General features: G+C 35.8%; 12 protein-coding genes. 5 read left to right on the forward strand and 7 right to left on the reverse strand.

Annotation, left to right across the window (positions count from 1 at the left end; genetic code table 11):
• Nucleotides 1–231: 231 nt before the first annotated feature.
• From VB264_RS08335 to VB264_RS08350, 4 genes are read right to left on the reverse strand one after another with little or no spacing between them, the layout of a single operon-like run.
• On the reverse strand, nucleotides 232–2,529 hold the full coding sequence (locus VB264_RS08335; protein ID WP_323248403.1) for a DUF5703 domain-containing protein: 2,298 nt from the start codon (nucleotides 2,527–2,529) through the stop codon (nucleotides 232–234).
• Between the two features lie 15 nt (nucleotides 2,530–2,544).
• Nucleotides 2,545–3,654, reverse strand: coding sequence for an NHL repeat-containing protein (locus VB264_RS08340; RefSeq protein ID WP_323248405.1), 1,110 nt, complete (start codon nucleotides 3,652–3,654; stop codon nucleotides 2,545–2,547).
• A gap of 27 nt (nucleotides 3,655–3,681) precedes the next feature.
• Nucleotides 3,682–5,202 carry a DUF1501 domain-containing protein gene (locus VB264_RS08345; protein WP_323248407.1) on the reverse strand — a complete coding sequence of 507 codons (1,521 nt, stop codon included), beginning with the start codon at nucleotides 5,200–5,202 and terminating at the stop codon, nucleotides 3,682–3,684.
• Nucleotides 5,203–5,205: 3 nt separating this feature from the next.
• On the reverse strand, nucleotides 5,206–8,427 hold the full coding sequence (locus tag VB264_RS08350; RefSeq protein ID WP_323248409.1) for a DUF1553 domain-containing protein: 3,222 nt from the start codon (nucleotides 8,425–8,427) through the stop codon (nucleotides 5,206–5,208).
• 140 nt (nucleotides 8,428–8,567) lie between these two features.
• On the opposite strand from VB264_RS08350, the gene VB264_RS08355 reads away from it, so the two are divergent.
• The gene (locus VB264_RS08355) at nucleotides 8,568–9,446 is read left to right on the forward strand and encodes an AraC family transcriptional regulator (protein WP_323248411.1); all 879 of its coding nucleotides are present in this window, start codon (nucleotides 8,568–8,570) and stop codon (nucleotides 9,444–9,446) included.
• A 3-nt stretch (nucleotides 9,447–9,449) separates the two neighbouring features.
• On the opposite strand, the gene VB264_RS08360 is transcribed toward VB264_RS08355, so the two are convergent.
• Both VB264_RS08360 and VB264_RS08365 read right to left on the reverse strand, forming a co-directional pair.
• Nucleotides 9,450–11,114 (reverse strand): PepSY-associated TM helix domain-containing protein, encoded by a 1,665-nt coding sequence (locus tag VB264_RS08360; RefSeq protein ID WP_323248413.1) that lies wholly within the window; start codon nucleotides 11,112–11,114, stop codon nucleotides 9,450–9,452.
• 7 nt (nucleotides 11,115–11,121) lie between these two features.
• On the reverse strand, nucleotides 11,122–11,403 hold the full coding sequence (locus tag VB264_RS08365) for a hypothetical protein (RefSeq protein ID WP_323248415.1): 282 nt from the start codon (nucleotides 11,401–11,403) through the stop codon (nucleotides 11,122–11,124).
• A gap of 388 nt (nucleotides 11,404–11,791) precedes the next feature.
• Here VB264_RS08365 and VB264_RS08370 point away from each other — a divergent pair, with 388 nt between their 5' ends.
• The 4 genes from VB264_RS08370 (at nucleotide 11,792) to VB264_RS08385 (ending at nucleotide 16,746) form a co-directional block, all read left to right on the forward strand.
• On the forward strand, nucleotides 11,792–14,104 hold the full coding sequence (locus VB264_RS08370; protein ID WP_323248417.1) for a TonB-dependent receptor: 2,313 nt from the start codon (nucleotides 11,792–11,794) through the stop codon (nucleotides 14,102–14,104).
• Between the two features lie 6 nt (nucleotides 14,105–14,110).
• Nucleotides 14,111–15,418: a hypothetical protein gene (locus VB264_RS08375; RefSeq protein WP_323248419.1), complete on the forward strand. Its 1,308-nt coding sequence runs from the start codon at nucleotides 14,111–14,113 to the stop codon at nucleotides 15,416–15,418.
• Nucleotides 15,419–15,422: 4 nt separating this feature from the next.
• Nucleotides 15,423–15,827: a hypothetical protein gene (locus tag VB264_RS08380; protein WP_323248421.1), complete on the forward strand. Its 405-nt coding sequence runs from the start codon at nucleotides 15,423–15,425 to the stop codon at nucleotides 15,825–15,827.
• Nucleotides 15,828–16,185: 358 nt separating this feature from the next.
• Complete coding sequence (locus VB264_RS08385) at nucleotides 16,186–16,746, forward strand: Fur family transcriptional regulator (RefSeq protein WP_323248423.1); 561 nt, start codon at nucleotides 16,186–16,188, stop codon at nucleotides 16,744–16,746.
• Nucleotides 16,747–16,812: 66 nt separating this feature from the next.
• Here VB264_RS08385 and VB264_RS08390 read toward each other — a convergent pair whose 3' ends face one another.
• Nucleotides 16,813–17,751, reverse strand: coding sequence for a dihydrodipicolinate synthase family protein (locus tag VB264_RS08390; RefSeq protein ID WP_323248425.1), 939 nt, complete (start codon nucleotides 17,749–17,751; stop codon nucleotides 16,813–16,815).
• Nucleotides 17,752–17,853: the final 102 nt, after the last annotated feature.

Here is a 17,853-nt window from a genome sequence, read left to right on the forward strand (position 1 = left end):
CAATATGAATAAAATTGTATTTTTCAAATAAATCACCTCAATAAACATGAAAAATCCACCCAAAACATGAGTGGATTCTATTATAAATCAATATCGAAAAATAATTTTCAAGGGAAGCCAGGAGCAGTTAATAAAATATCCCTTGTTATTTTATAATCGTAATATATGAAATATTTAAACCCTACAAAACTTACTTAGAATAACTTCTTTTTTTGATACGACTAGTCTATCCTACTCCATCACCACCAAATCACTCCTCCTAGCCTCAGGAATTACTATCAGCTTTTCAAGCTTCCCATTTCTTACAATACCTTCAACCGTTGTATTATAGGGAGCATGTAGTTTGAATTGAGCATTCCATTCTTTTGGCCAAGCAGGTAATAGATAGATTTTTTTGCCATCTACTTGCATCAGCATTTCTTGCAAGCCAATCATTGCAGAACCACCCCAATTATGGTCAGGAGTCCAGTCGAAACCTGGTCCCCAAAATGTTGGGAAACGATGATTTGAGTCTTTGAATTTTTCTGTGGTAAGTTCTTGTGCTTCTTGAGTTAAACCTAATCGGGCGGCAAAAATACTATATTGTCGCCAACCAATATGACTTCTATATTTTTGTATATGTGGGTCTAAACGATAGGTATTGACAGCTACATCTAAATCGGGTTTTCCAATGCCATAAATTCCCCAAGGGAACACAGGATATAGTTGTGGGGCTTCTGAATTCTGTACCCTAGCCCAAGTTTGTGCAGGGGCAAGGGTTTTATGTCCTGCCATTTCCTGCAATGGAATCGGTGGAATGCGTTTTAACATTCCTGTCCACTTTTCTTTTCTGGTACTATCTAAATATTTTCCAGGCAATTCAAGTACTCTTGTTAGAATCACTTTCAATGCCGAAATCACTGTTGTTGAATTGTAGGTCATTTTAAAGGTTTCGGCAGCAGAGCTTGGATAAAAAATATATTGCCCTTGCTCATCGAATGCTTTTACACCTCGTTTTTTTGCCAAAAGTTGATAATGTTCATCATAGAAAGTCAGACAACTTTCTATAAAAGGCACATATTCCGAAATATCCCTTCCTTCATACCGCTGTGTTTCTAGCATCATCAAACAGAATTCCAACACAGTTTCCCATTCATATTCAAGCCAAGCATTGTATTCCATGCCTGCGTCATACCCTTCGGGACGCTTTATCCCATATTCAAAAATATTAGGTAGCCCAAAGTTTTCTATTTGTTCTGTAAAACAAGCCCCAGCATGATTCCAATAGACTTTACTTCGTAATTCTGCATTTTTCAGCGAACGTAAGTAAAAATCAAATTGAGGTTTTAGCATATCAAAGTCTCCGCTTTTAAACATCGGAAAATACACTAATCGTTGGTTTTGTGCCGTCATCGTTCCGCCACCCCAGAGCCTAAAATCTACCGAAAAAGGATAGGTTTTATCAACATGAGCAGGATCAAAAGTAAACAATCCTCCATTGAATTTAGTCGGCCATTTCCCATAAGCATTACAAGCTAATTGATAACGGAAAAGTTGGTAATTACGAGAAACCGTGCTGTCTTTTCCTTCAATATAAATATAGCTTCTCTCCCAAAAAGCCTTCCACCAAGCATTCGTTCTTTGTAAAGCTGTTTTGCTATTGGTTGTCGCATCTTTCAACACATCATCTAAGCCTTTTTGCCATTCCTCTAAGGTATTGGTCTGGGCAACATGCAAGGCAATGTCTATCTGCTGTGAACGAGTAGCTTTGATACTTTCAAGCGACCAAGCCTTAAAATCTGTATCTGCATATTTACCTATCGAAGTATTTATAGCTTTCAGGTTTTTCCCAGTTATTATCCCTCCAAAAGTGTTGTTTTTGATAGGGTCAAATAGTTTGTCTTTTACCGTATTCATACCTTCCATTTTCACGGTATAATCGAAGATGTTCTCTACATCACTCCTATTCCTATGGTAGAAAAGTATGCTATTCCTTTGAAAATCTATATTGTCTTTAAAGGTGGTGACATCAAATTTTTGTTTGGTTTTATAGGAATTAGCTCTTAATTCTTTGGCATCTGTAATAAGATGGTCTTCATTTCGCCAAGATTCAAAAGAGGCTTTTATTTTAATGGCTTTTTCGCTCTGTAAATCTAAGTGTACTATTGGACGAAAAACATCTACCCATATTTTCAATAATGTTTTGCCTGCACTAATGCTGACAAAGCCTTCTTCTAAATGTAATTCTTGTTTAAAATCAGAGGCATTAAAAGGATTGGATGATAATTGTAGACGAACTCGACCCAGTTTTAAAAAAGTATTGTTCTCATCAAAAGTGCCACTTCTGGAAAGATATACCAATACATCTCCGTTTTCAACCCACACATTTAAACCGATGTCTCCACCGCCACAGGGCATTGATTCAGAAGAGTTTTTACTCTGGCTATTCCAAACTACGTTGTACGCTTTTAGTTGTTTGTTTTGTGCTTTACTGCCAAAAAACAAACCTATCAAAACCAATAAAAGGATACTTATTCTAATCTTATACATTCTGATTCTTTCATTTTACACACGTGTCAGTTTTACAGGAGGTGTATGATTGGCATTCCATTGACAGATATAAAGATTCTTGTCTTCGTCCACACACACATCATGTCCGTGCTGAAAAATAGCGTTGGCTTGTTGAAGCGTAGGTTGCAAGATACCATTTTTATATATTGGGGCTGTCCCTCCTGGGCTAGCTACCACTTTATTGTTCTTATCCAGAATCGTCACAAACCCAGAATCTCCTCCTAATTTTTGCCCATTAGCATCTTTCGACCAGCATACGCCTGCATAAATATTTTCAGCATCAAGTACGGGGCGACACACATACATACCGGGCAAATCTACTCTTTTAATAAACTTTCCATCTAACGTAAAGAATTTAAAAGCATTTTCTTCTCTGGAAGTACAAATCAACACTGGATTATTCTTATCTCGTAAATCAATAGCAACACCATGCGCATTGTATAAATTATGCTCTTTATTAGCATTATGCTGTCCGCCAAAATGACGAATATATTGCCCTTTGCTATTATATTGAATGATATAGTCAGATCCATACCCATCGGCTACATAAATATCACCGTTAGGTGCAACAGCCGTTTCTGTAGGCATAAAAGGCTCATTATCTTTATAAATACCTATCGTGCGTGGGTGACCAATCGTAAAAATTACCCGCCCATTTAAATCTGTTTTTAATACCTGTCCTACCTGAGCATTCCATTTACCTGTTTTGTCTTGATACCACCCACAGTCTACAATCAACAAAAAATCTTCTCCGCCTTCTTTGCTCAACGTCAAACCATGTCCCCCAGGAAAAGCCGTTCCCCAAAAATCCAACAACTTACCCGACTTATCAAAAATCAAAATATTATTTCTAATATCATCCCCCAACATAATCAATCGTCCTTTGCTGTCTTGTACCATTTCATGGCAATTGAAAAGTGGATTGGAGTTGGCACTAATTTTTGCCCAAGTTTTATCTACTTTATATTGATAGTCTCCATGACCAATGATTAATTCTTCGGTCTTTTTGTCTTTATGAAGAATAGAAAAACCAAAACTTGGGTTTGATAGGGTTGTTGCTGATACTAAAGCTGTATTTTTAATAAAATGTCTTCTGGTTGTCATCGTATTTTAAATCCTGTATTATTCAAATTAAGCTAATATATCTTTTACAACTTTTCCATGAACATCAGTTAGGCGAAACCTTCTTCCTTGAAATTTATACGTCAGTCGCTCATGGTCAACACCCATTAAGTGCATTAATGTAGCTTGAAAATCATGTACATGCACAGGGTCTTTTATGATATTATAACTAAAATCATCTGTTTCTCCATAGCTCAATCCTGCTTTTACACCTGCACCAGCCATCCACATGGTAAAACACCTTGGATGGTGGTCTCTGCCATAATCATTGGCACTGAGTTTCCCTTGAGAATATACTGTTCTACCAAATTCACCGCCCCAAATAACGAGGGTATCTTCTAACATTCCTCGTCTTTTCAAGTCTTTAATTAAGCCCGCTGTCGCTTGGTCAGTGCTTTTGCATTGCTGTGCTATTCCTTGCGGAAGTCCCCCGTGTTGGTCCCATCCTTGGTGATATAATTGTACAAATTTTACATCTTTCTCCAATAGCTTCCTTGCTAAAAGACAATTGGCTGCATACGTTCCTGCATCTCGGCTATCAGCACCATATAAATCAAATACTTCGTCGGGTTCATCAGCGGTACTCATTACTTCTGGCACAGAGGTTTGCATGCGATATGCCATTTCGTATTGTGCAATTCTCGCTTCAACTTCAGGGTCGGCATAGGTGTCATTTTGTAACTTATTGAGTTTGGATAGATAATCCAACATCTCTTTTCTGTCTTTCCCATCATAACCTTCGGGGTCATTTAGGAATAAAACAGGGTCTTTGCCTGATCTAAATTGCACTCCTTGATGTTTGGACGGTAAAAAACCATTTCCCCACAGACGTGCATAAAGTGGCTGGTCTTTTTGTCCATTTTTAGACACTAATACGATAAATGTTGGCAAATTTTGATTATCAGAACCAAGTCCATAACTTACCCAAGAGCCTATTGATGGTCTCCCAGGAAGTTGATTGCCTGTCTGAAAAAAAGTAATGGCAGGGTCATGATTGATGGCTTCTGAGTGAATAGATTTTATAATACATAGCTCATCCACCACGGCAGCAGTGTGTGGTAATAGTTCGCTCACCCAAGTTTGACTTTGTCCATGTTGATTAAATTTGAAGGCAGATGGCACCATCGGTAAAGCACTTTGGTTGGCACTCATACCTGTCAGACGTTGTCCTTTTCTAACAGAATCAGGTAAGTTTTGTCCTGCTAAATCAATCAGCTTAGGTTTGTAGTCAAAGGTTTCAAATTGCGACGGCCCGCCACTCATGAACAAATAAACTACCCTTTTGGCTTTAGGAGCAATATGTGGTAAAGCTTTTAGAATTTCTTCTTCCAGATTAGATGTCGTATTTTCTTTGACGCTCTTCTTAGGAGAATCAAAAAAACCACTTACGCCAGTCAACAAAGAGCCTACTGCTAACGAACCTAAACCCAAAGAGGTTTTAGTCAAAAAACTTCTTCTGTCTAATTTATCATGTAAATGATTGAATTCGGGCGTATGAAGCCTAAATTCTTCGTCGTGATGATGTGCCATTTTCTATCTTTTAGTTAAAGTAGCATCTGAATTTAAAATCGTATTGGTCACCAGAGTATTAGCGGCAATCAGCGAAGTATCTAACTTCTTATCCACTACATACTGCCCCGCTTTCAATATTCCTTTTGCTTTTTGAGGATACTGTTGGAATTTAGCGCGTGACACACGTTGCAACTGGGCTAATAACGCTACCTCTTGGGGCTGTGGGGTTCTTCCTGTCAATTTTCGATAAATGTAAATGATTCCCTTATTTACATCGCCTATTTTAGCCATTTGCTCGCCCATTACTTTGCTTGCTTCCACGAAAGTTGGGTCATTCAACGTGACTAACGCTTGCAATGGCGTATTAGTTTTTTGTCTTCTTACCACACATGAACTTCGTGAAGTGGCATCAAAAGTAGCCAAAGTTGGATTCGGAACGGCTCTTTTTACAACCACATACAAACTCCTGCGATAAACAGATTTACCAGAATCTGCTTTATAAGTGGTATTATTAATTTCCCAAAGTCCTTCTGGCTGATAAGGTTTTACGCTCTTTCCGCCAATAACAGGATTCAGCAATCCACTAGCCATCAGGGCATTGTCACGAATCATTTCGGCTGTCATTCTATTAACAGGGCCATGTGCTAACAACCGATTCTCTGGGTCTTTTTCTCGTGTTTCTTTATTGACACGAGAGTCCTGTCTATATGTTGCCGACATTACAATTAGCTTATTGAGTTTTTTAACATCCCAACCCGACTTTCTGAACGTAATGGCTAACCAATCTAATAGTTTTGGGTGACTTGGCATTTCACCTTGGTTACCAAAATCTTCGGTTGTTTTTACTAAACCTACACCAAAGAAATTTTGCCAAAAACGATTCACCGCTACTCTTGCTGTCAGGGGATGGTCTTCATGCGTAAGCCACTGCGCCAAACCGTAGCGATTTTTAGGTAAATCATCAGGATAAGCCAACACTGATTCGGGGGTATTCGGAAAAACCTCTTCCCCAAAAGCATCATAATTCCCTCGTAGTAAAATATGGGCTTTTTTAGGTTTTGGCATTTCTTGCATTACCATTAATTCTTCAATATTCTCAGTAGAATCAGCTAAAGTAGTTCGGAATTGTTCAAGGACTTTCCTTGAATGTTGTAAGGCTGGATAAATGGCTGATAGATAATAGGCTTTTAAAGATGATATTTCTGGAGCTGAAAGCTGATTGTTATTTTTAGTAGCAATTGTAGCCCAACTAGCTTTCTGGGCGAGTACATTTATTTCATAAGGACTTAGTACGCGATTATATACCGAAATATCATCAACCTTTCCATTTTTGAAGCCTAGACCACGCCACCAACCTCCAATTTGCAAACCAGGTTGTATGGCAGTACGAAACAAAATATCTTTTTTCAACTGGTCTGTTTTAGTCTCCATACTCATTTCTTGCCCATTTTGGTATAGCTTAAAACCATTAGCTTTTGATGACCCATCATAGGTAATCGTCAACTGAATCCATTGATTACGAAGAACAGGTTGTTTAGTAACTTTCGTAATGGCATCGGATGGTGCCGTATGAGCCATATTGAGTTCTAACTTATTGTCTTTCAAATACAAATGATACCCTCTGAAATTATACAGCCGTTCTGCTTGGCTCTTGTGTAAAATCACGCCTTCTTTCAATTCTTTTGGGATATTAACCCAAATGCCGACTGTAAAAGCTTGTGATTTACGAAAAACACCTACTTCAATCAAATCCAGAAAAACATCCCCATCCATCAGCATTGTTTTTCCTTTTGGTGTACTTTCAAAAACTGGTATATCTCCCGTCTGCCCCGACTCCCTTCTCATCACGGCTACTTGCTTTGGGTTAACGGTATTTTTCAATGTGCCGTCTTCAAAAGTATAAAGTGCTTGCAAGCCTATTTTGGGAATACTTTCTTTAGCTAATGTTTTGTAGCTCTTATTGGTTAACCATTTCTGAAAACTACCGTCAGCCTCCCTGATTTGCTTATCAATTGTTTTTTCTTGTTGTGCAATTTTGGTATTGATAAAATGCAGTATCTGTTCCTGTCGCTTCGTTGGCAACATCATGGTGGGTGTGGGCAGGGCATCATCCCACGAAATTTGTCCTGCTTCTTTTACATTGTTAAAAAAGCTAAACAACTGATAATAATTTTTCTGAGAAATAGGGTCATACTTATGATCATGACATTTGGCACACCCTACCGAAAGTCCTAAAAACGCATCTCCAAAAGTATTCGTCCTATCTATCACATATTCAGTTTGAAATTCTTCTTCAACGATACCACCTTCCATATTTTGTTGATGATTACGATTGAAGGCAGTAGCAATCATCATTTCTTTGGTTGGTTTAGGCATTAAGTCCCCTGCCAATTGCCAATGGACAAATTTGTCGTAAGGTAAATTTTTATTGAATGCACTAATCACAAAATCCCGATAAGGCGACATATCTCTCAATCTATCTACCGTATACCCATGCGAATCGGCAAAACGGGCTAAATCTAACCAATCAACCGCCATTTTCTCACCATAGTGTGGCGAATTCAACAAGCGGTTTACTTGTTTTTCATAAGCATTCGGAGAATTATCTTTCAAGAAAGCATCCATTTCTTGCACTGATGGTGGCAAGCCCGTTAAGTCGAGAGACAAACGACGTAGTAAAATTTCTTTAGAAGCTTCTTTGGAAGGACTTAGTTGTTCTTCTGCCAGCTTTTCTTGGATAAAATTATCAATAGGATTTTTCACCAATTCCTCGTTTTCTACTTCAGGTACATCAGTCATTACAGGTTTTACAAAAGCCCAGTGAGGTTTATATTCAGCTCCCTCTTTGATCCATTTAATCAATACCGCTTTTTCCTTGGCTGTCAAACTTAAATGCGATGAAGGTGTGGGCATTACATAATTGGGGTCGTCAGAAATAATCCTATGAAAGAATTCACTTTTTGCTAAATTCCCTGGATTAATCGCTACTTTATTGGGGTTTTCTGGCAAATCGGCATAAGCAAATTCGGCTAAATCTAACCGTAAACCTGCTTTTTGTTTGGCTTTGTCTGGCCCATGGCAAGCAAAGCATTTATCCGAAAGAATGGGTTTTACATGAATGTTATAATCTAGTTCTGCTGGGACTTCACGCATAGCTACCTCAACCTCTTCAGGTAATGTTGGCGAACATGAAAACAGCGCTAAACTCGCTAAGGAAATCAACAATATAAATATCCGTGTCATTATCATAAAATTGGGCAAACAATCTTACAAATGTATAATACAATATATTATTAATATTATACAAAACTGACCAATATTTTCACAAATCCGACTTTTATTAATAGCTTTATGGTTATTATAGCTCTCTTAAAATACTAAATATGCTTAGGAAATCATTGAAAAACACATTTTCGCTATTGAATGCAGATTATGTGCAATTGAACAAAAATTGGAATTTTAAACATGTAATTAGTCCATTTTACAGAATGTATTTGATAGACGAGGGACAAGGTATACTTTTTAATGCGCATGAGTCACAAACACTAGAACCTAATTATTTGTATTTAATTCCAAGTTTTACGGTTTGCAATTATCAATGTGACCGTTTTCTTAGCCAATATTATATACAATTTATTGAAGAATCCATCGACGGGAATGCCCTATTTTCAAACCATCAAAAAATCATCAAAGTACCTGCTCAAACGATAGATGTTGAGCATTTCAAAAGAATATTAGCATTGAATAAAGGAAGAGGATTGACGCAATCAAACGACCCTAGAGATTATGAAAAACATCCTATCCTGCAATCGTTCAAACAAATGAACGAAGCCTTGGATGCCTCGGCATTGATGGAAACGCAGGGAATTATTATGCAGTTGCTTTCACGATTTATGACCAAGGAGTATTTCGATATTGAAGAAAAAAATGTAATTCCCTCTAAAATATTAGAGTCCATCAATTACATACAAACGCATCTTGATAATAGCTTGACAGTAGAACATTTGGCAGATAGAGCGAATTTAAGTCCCGATTATTTTTCAAGAATTTTCAATGAAAATACAGGAGAAAGACCTTTGAGTTATATTCAATACAAGCGAATAGAAAGAGCTCAGTTGCTGATGATTACAACTGAGCTCTCGATGAATGATATTGCTATCAAAACAGGATTTGAAAGTCTTTCTTATTTTTCTAGGATATTCAAACAAGTTATTCAACAAACGCCTAGTGAATACAAAAAGAACAATCGGGTGATATATTAATTTTTAGCTAAGAATAGGCTTTTCTAATATCGTATTGCCCTTTTTAGTCTTTACTAATTTATCTAATTTTCCATAAATACTGGTTGCGAGAAAGAAACTTATTGTAGCAATCAGTAACCAAAAAATATCTACTGCGGCTACATAAAATTGTTGATTAGCCAATGTCTTCCAAAGCCAGTCGCCTGTCGTAATCCCATTAGCAATAGGAACAATTAATGACAAAACTCCATTAATATATAAATATCGCTTTGTTAAAATCGATTCTTTTTTGCTAAATAAGCCCACAATCATCAATATCAGCCATGATACAAAGAAAACGGTATTCACTAATGAACTATGGTTATTCAAAGCCATTGGTATTACTCTTTCAGAGATAAATAAAATGGCTGTCGCAGGAAACAATCCAAAGCAAATAGCCAAATACCACATTGTAATGCGATGATGAAACCTTTTTTGTTTATCGGTATATTCTTTCTTGTTTCTAGCTTCTTTCCAGATTAATACGCCACTAATAATGATAAAACAAGTAATGAAAGCTAAAATAAAAAACATGGCTTTCAGTACGATTCCACCAAATTCTGCAAAATGTATCGCCCCTATCGCTCCCAAAACAGCTTGGGTATAGGTTTTTTCTCTTGGCAACACTTCCATCACTCTTTTACCATCTTTTAGCGTAACGCCTACTACTCCATAACCATTAAAGATGGTTTCGTCTTGCACATAGGCTGTCAGTATAGCATCCTCTCTGCCTAAATGCTTGACAGTTACTCTCGTCACTTCAATGTCAGGAATAGTCTTATAGAACTCATTCACTACACTATTAACGCTCTTTAGGTTGGTGTTTATAGGTGATTTCTCATTTACTTCAATCACTCTGTCAGGTCTGAATGCTGCAAATGCCGCTTTTTGATCACCATTAAAAAACACAATCGTAGCAGGTGCTAATAACAAAATAGACAAACAATAAAAGGCCCCTGTAACGGCATACATCATCTGGAAAGGCAATCCGATAAGTCCAAAAACAGTATGAGCGTTTGTCCAAATTTGTTTCCAAGCCCCTTTGATAGAAAATCCATAAAACTTTGTGATAATATTTCGCCAATGGATTAATACACCAGTGATACTGGCAAACAGAAAGAAAAAAGCAACGAAACCAGCTAGATACATTCCAACAATAGGAATCTGACTGAAATAATGCAAGCGAAATAATGTTTCGCCGATGGTTGTCGGCGAGCTTTCGTGGTTTTTCCCTTCATAAACTTGCAAGGTTTTATAGACTGGGTGATATGACAATTCTAACGATTCGGCTCTTGCCTTGTTAATTTCTTTCTTAGCATTTTTATTTTTTTCGACCTTCTCTTTCATCGAAACCCAAACGGTTGTTAGGGGTTCTTTGGTGGTGCCAGGTCTGATAATAATGTCTTTTTCAGTATCTACCTCAGGGTATTGTTGCTTTACTTTTTCTATTATTTGGTCGTATTCAAGACTATTTTCAGTTAATTGAATCCTTGCACTAGGGTTTTCCCACTGATAAATCTCACTTCTAAAAATGGTAAATGCCCCAGCAAAAAAAATAATATACAAGGCAAAGCTAATCACGATACCTGCAACAGTATGTGTATGGAAAAATATATTAAATGCTCTATTTGATAATCCTTTTAACTTCATTTGTGGTTTAGCGAATTAGGTAAATGATTGATGAACAAATTAGAATGCCTGCCAGATAGATACCCCATATTTTCAAACCACTTTTAGCTAAAAAAGCAATTGTAAGCAAAGCAGCCCATAATAAAAATGCTGTAAAAGTACCCGTAAGCATTACTGCCACCTTGTTTTGAAGGAGTATTCCTAATAATAAATGGATAGCAACCGACAGAAATAAACCACCTAAGATTCCTGCCGATACCTTCAAAAACCTTTGTCCTGAAGTAGATAGATATTCTTTTTTAGCTGGCATAAGTAACTAGGTTTATAACAAGTACAACATGTATTAAAATCAGAAAACTATAAAACCATTTTTTTCCTAAAACAGCAAATAATTGTACAACACTAGCAGATAAAATAAGGCTTGTGAGGTACATCAAACAACCCATTGTTCCACCCCATTGGTAAATAAAAACACCCAAGGAAACAATGAAAAGAAACAAGCCTATTGGCTTTTCATAAGAAAATGGAAATGTTAAGACATCCTTTGGAAAGTATTTCACCTTTGAATAGTACAATAAAATTCCTATTAAATTAAAGTATATAGCTATCATAAAATATTTTTTTGCAAATATTATTTTTATTTAGACTATTTCCAAATAAAAGTATAATTTTGTTGCACAATAATCCTAATCCAAAAAATGAGACTAATTTTCCTTTTTATGTTAATGGGCTTTCAGCTATTTGCTCAACAGAGCGTAGTAGATGGCGTAGTAAAAGATGCTCAAGGGCAGCCATTACCCTTTGTTACAGTATCATTGAAGAATACGAAAAATGCAATTATTACCAATGCCGATGGCTATTACAAACTAACGAAGATTCCACATGGTGAGCATATCTTAGTTTTTAGTGCGGTGGGTTTTCAGACCTTAGAACATAAGTTCACTGTGAATACTTCTTCTAAAACGATTAATATTCAATTAGAAGCATCATCTAAAGAATTGGATGAAGTGACTGTCAAAGCAACTGCGCAAGCTAAGGTGCAAGAAACAAAACCGCTTAGTATTAAAAGCATTGAAATTAAAGATGTTGTTAGTCAAACTGTATTGCTAACAGACGTACTTGACAAAATTTCTGGCGTGCGTATCCGTAGGTCGAGTTCGCTAGGCGAAGCTTCTGATATTTCAATTAACGGCTTGAGAGGGAATGCCATTAGGGTATATATAGACGGCATTCCAATGGAGTTTATGTATCCTTCATTCGATATCTCAAACTTACCGTTGGGCAATATCAAGCGTGTAGATGTTTATAAGGGTGTTTTGCCTGTTGATGTTGGTTCTGATGCCCTTGGTGGTGGTATTAATATTATCACTGAACAAAAGGCCTACAATACCTTCAAAGCTTCTTATAACATTGCCTCTTTCAATACCCATTTGACGGACATCAACCTTGGTCTAGCCAATAAAAAGAATTATTTCTTGAATGCTTCTCTTGGCTATAATTATTCAGATAATAATTACAAAATGAGGGCTTTGGTGTATGAAACTAACAAATATGAACAAGTAAAACGTTTTCATGATACTTATCGCTTTTTGTATGGTAGTATTACAGTCGGGACTCATAGCAAACCTTGGGCAGATGAATTTAGGCTTTCGCTTAATTTATCAGGAGGTGATAAAGAATTGCAGAATGGTGCAAGAATTACCAATACTGCTATCGGCGAAGCAAAATATACTGCCAGAAATTTATCTGCGGTATTAAAATATGAAAAGTCATTCTTGAATGAAAAAATATTGTTGCGTACGCTTGGCAATTATACAGACCAATCTTTAAAATTTGTAGATACTACAACCAACGTATATAGCTGGAGCGGTAGCATAGTTGGTAAAAACCAAGCAGGCGAATATTATCTTGGAAATACTATCAATTATACACAAGGTCTTACCAACAGAACTAGTATTGAATATAGAATCAATGACAAGCATAAATTGTTATTGTCGAACTTATATGCTCATCAAAAGTTAACTGGTGTTGATTATTTGAAAGAAAGTGGTGAAAGAGATTACTTAACGATACCGCAGTATTTAACCAAAAATATTGCTGGCTTACAATATGAAGGGCTTTTCGGAGAAAAAACTACATTATCAGGAGCCATCAAAAAATATGATTATATGTTGGATGGAGCAGAGAACAACACCTTCGCATTGGTCAAAAAGAATGGAAATTTCTGGGGTTGGAACATGGGTGCAAAGTATAACTTCAGTGAAAATACTTTCATAAGAGCCTCGTTTGAAAGAGGATATTTAATCCCCCTTTTCACCCAATTTGTAGGAAATGGAGGTGATATTCTTAGAAATACTGATTTATTACCTGAAAGTAGTGATAACCTAAATGTGGGTATTTCTAATACCCATAAAATATCCGACAATATTCAGTTAAGTACCTCATTAAGTGGTTTTTATCGCCAACAATATAATATCATTTATCTAGGAAGTTCAGTATTTAGAAGATACGAAAACGCTGACCAAGTTAGAACTTTAGGGGGTGAAGGAGATGTATCTGTTTGGTATAAAAGAGCCGTTAATCTGAAAGCAAACCTTACTATCCTTAGTAAAACCTTTACGGCTGTTTTAGATACACGCAATAATTATTTAATCGGAACGGCTTTCCCAAATTATCCAACAACGTTTGGTAATGTAGAATTATCATGGCTAAAAGCCAATTTTCTATCACCAAAAAACCAGATTCGCTTCTATACTTTTTATAACTATATCGGAGCCTTCAATCACATTCTAGTAGCAGCGAGCAATTCTCCTACAACAACCCCAGATGCTTATGTACCCGTACAGCATCGTGTTGATTTGGGTTGTTCTTATAAATTAAGCAAACAGAATCTTACCCTATCATTCAATATCCAGAACCTATTGAATGCAGAATTGTATGATAATTTCTTGGTGCCTAAGGCAGGTATCAATTTTAACGGAAAACTAATTTACGAAATCAATAATTTTTAAATCCTTATGAAAACGAATAAACTATTTCTTTCAGCATTTCTTTTTGCATCACTTATCGCTTGTAAAACAGAAGAACCAGTAGTGACGGAGGAGTCTAAATATATGGAAGAAGGCTATGTCCTTAGTACATTATCACAGTCTACAGCCAGCAATGCCTATTATGTTGGTCATTATACCACTATCCCTGGTGAAAATATAGATATGACGGCAAAGTCTTCTTACGAGTATTTTTATCCTAGAGCTACTTGGAAAAACTTTATGTTTGGTCAATCACTTAAAAATGAACAAACTCTTTCAAAGCAAGCCGTTTTGAAGTCAACAGGTTTAATGACCGAAGTTGCCTCTATCCCTCTTCTTAGCTATGTTTGGGATGTTGAAATCATTAATGAAAACTTAGGTGTTTATACAACTGGTGTAAACCATTCGGTACATTTATTTAACCCAACCACTATGGAAAAATTGGGGGATATAGATATGTCAAAAGCGATGGATATTCCAGCCAACGACCGTAATAACTATAATACCATTATTTACAGAAAACAGGATAATAAGCTATTCCTTCCATTATATACTGACAATTCTAAAACGGGTAATTATTATGATTCTCAGAATGTTTATGTAGAAGTAATCAACCTGACAACTAAGCAATGGGAAAAAACATTGACAATAGAACAAGCAATGTATCCGATTTCTAGAGGTTTGGAAAATAGTATGGTTGATGAATCTGGTAATATTTATATTCTTACACAAGGTTCGTATGGGTTAGATAATCAACTTGGTATTAATGCGGCTAAACGTTCTCGTCCACAAATCTTGAAAATTCCTGCAAACTCAACTGAATTTGATGCTACTTATAAATTCAATCCTGTTGATGCTATTGGCTTAAATTCGCTACTTGTTCAGCTTGCTATGGGTACTATTTATCATGAAAACGGTATCGCTTTTGCAGCAGTGTCGGGTCAATCAAATTCTGCAAGGGTACTTGAATTGGTTGGGAAATTAGCGAATGGCACTATCACCGCAGTTGAATATCAAGAATTATCTAACAGCGTATTCAATGACCCTGACCAACGTTGGGTAAAACTGGATTTGAATGCTAAAACAGCTGCTATTATTCAGGATATTCCGCTTACAGCCGCTTATGCTTATCCTTTTTCTTATAAATATGATAGCAAATTTTACTTCAATGTAAACAATGCAAATTTAGGATTAAACGGATATTACGTATATGACCCTGTTACGGGTAAGGCATCAAAGGCTATCAATATTGCCAAAGGTGGAGTTGTAAATCATTTTATCAAACTGACCAAATAAACTAATGAACAACGCACAAAAAATAATAACTCTCTGGATACTATTCGTAGTATGTATGATTCTCCATTTTAACTACCATATTGGCGAGCTTTTTTATGGAATAGAGATTAAAAGACCTAACGCTACGGGAGTTGTACCACCCAGTGCTGCCATCATTAGATTTATCTTTGAAATTTTGCCAATGTCGTTGATAACTTTTATTCTATTTATCGAAAAGCCTATCATTCGTAAAATCAATTTTGGCATTGCTGCAATCTTCGCATTGGCTAATTTGGCTCATTTAATTGAAGAATTTATGAGTCTAAAGTTAGATTTATCTCAGTTGAACCTACTAAGCTTTGTATTTATTAGTAGTTTATTGTTGACCTTGGCAAGCTGGAGATGGTTAAAAGAAGATTTGAGCGCTTAACAATACCGTGAAAATCCTTTGTTTGTTTTTCAGAAAGCTGTTAATTTAAAATAAGTCTAAATAATTTTTGCGGTTTATTTAGATTTAGTCTAATATTGCATAATAATTAAAAGACTTATTTTAATTAACAGTTTTTAAAGCTGAATTATTCTAAAACCAACATTTATGAAAAAGTTAACTTCCCTGCTTACCTCTATTACAGACTTTGTTTATGAATAAAATGCCCTTTAGATTTTAAAGGGCATTTTATTCATCCTTTTTGTTTTTTAGTCTAAATAAGGTTGTTTTATCTGTAACAAGTAGATTCATATTATATTGATTATCAACGTATAAGTTCATTTATGGATAGTCTATTACCTTGAATACATTCTTCCCTATTTTCCAAAAACAAGTAAGCATAAAAAATCAACACGCAAACATTAATATGGCTCTCTCAAATTTAAATACTGTTAAAATCTTCTTTAAAGAATTTTTAGATGCTAAAGGCTATCGTAAAACACATGAAAGGTTTACGATTTTAGAACACATTTATGAAAGGAATGATCATTTTGAAGCCGAAGAACTTTTTATTGCCATGAAAGCTTTAAATTATCATGTAAGTAGAGCAACGGTTTATAATACCTTGGAGATTTTGGTTGAGGCTGAACTAATTATAAAACATCAGTTTGGCAATAAAATTTCATCAAAATACGAAAAAGCTTATGGCCGTCGCCAACATGACCATGTAGTATGTACTGATTGCCAGAAGGTTACAGAATTTTGTGACCCGAGAATACAAAATATTCAAAATATGGTTGGCGAGTTTTTTAATTGTGAAATACTTCATCATTCCCTTACTTTTTACAGCAAGTGTAAACAACAAGATTGTAGTGAAAAGCTAAAAATGAACGTTAAAGAAGATAGAAAGAAAGGCGAATAATATAAATAATAGCATCTTTAAATCATTCAGTATTACTACTTTGATTCAAAGATGCTTGGCAAAATTTTAATAATTTAAGGCTGGTTTTAAATCAAGTTCATCTTGCAAAACCCCATAATTATTGTATAAATTTTCTATCTCTTTCGTAATAGTAGACGTAAATGTACCTACTTTTCTACGGGTAAAAGTAGAAATATCTAAACCTCTTTTTTGAAGGAAATATTTTGAAACTATAGGATATACGTTGTGCATTACATCCATGTTATCTATCAAGAATTGTTGCACTCTTGCTACTTCTTTTTGCTGTAATACATCATCATAATTATCACACAACCATACAATCAATTCAGGGAAATAATTGCCTTGTATACACGAAAGCCCCGCCGAACCCGCTTTTAATGATTCAACAGCATGACCCATATAGGCATCGTATAGTCCAAATTTACACCCTACTGTTAAATTTATTTTTTCTTTTACTTGCTCAATATCCAAACAAGTATCTTTATGATAAATTACCCTACCAGTCGCTACAAAATCTTTTAATTGATTTGGCGTAAGTACTCTTTTATAGGGAACTGGACATTCATAAAAGCCCACTGGTATTGAATCCGTTTTGGCTAATAAAGAAAATACCCTCTCGTTGAATACTTCATCAGCTTCATTTTCATCTGCTAATAAGCTCGTTATCAAGATGACAGCTTCTGTCCCTGTATCATTTACTTTTTTGACAAAGTCTGCTTGTTTTTCGATAGCACCGCCAAATGTTCCCGTGGCTACTACAGGTACAGCTCCATTCACAACTTTAATCACGTGTTCGATTGACTGTATTCTTTCTTGATCTGAAAGCTCAAACATTTCACTTGAAAGACAATTGGCAAACAAACCACTTGCACCAGCCTCAAGATAAACTTCTGTTAGTTTTGTTAAAGCATCAAAATCTATATACCCATTGTCATTAAAAGGCGTAAGCATGACTGGGATAAATCCTTTTTTCGATTTTTCCATTTTTATTAAATTAGATAACCTGCTTTACCGTTTCTTTTCAACAATAACATTGCTTATGATACACGAAACCCTTGAAAAAAATGGCACAGAGATATTGGGGGG

The sequence above is a fragment of the Arcicella aquatica genome (genome assembly GCF_034928825.1).
Classification (GTDB): domain Bacteria; phylum Bacteroidota; class Bacteroidia; order Cytophagales; family Spirosomataceae; genus Arcicella; species Arcicella aquatica.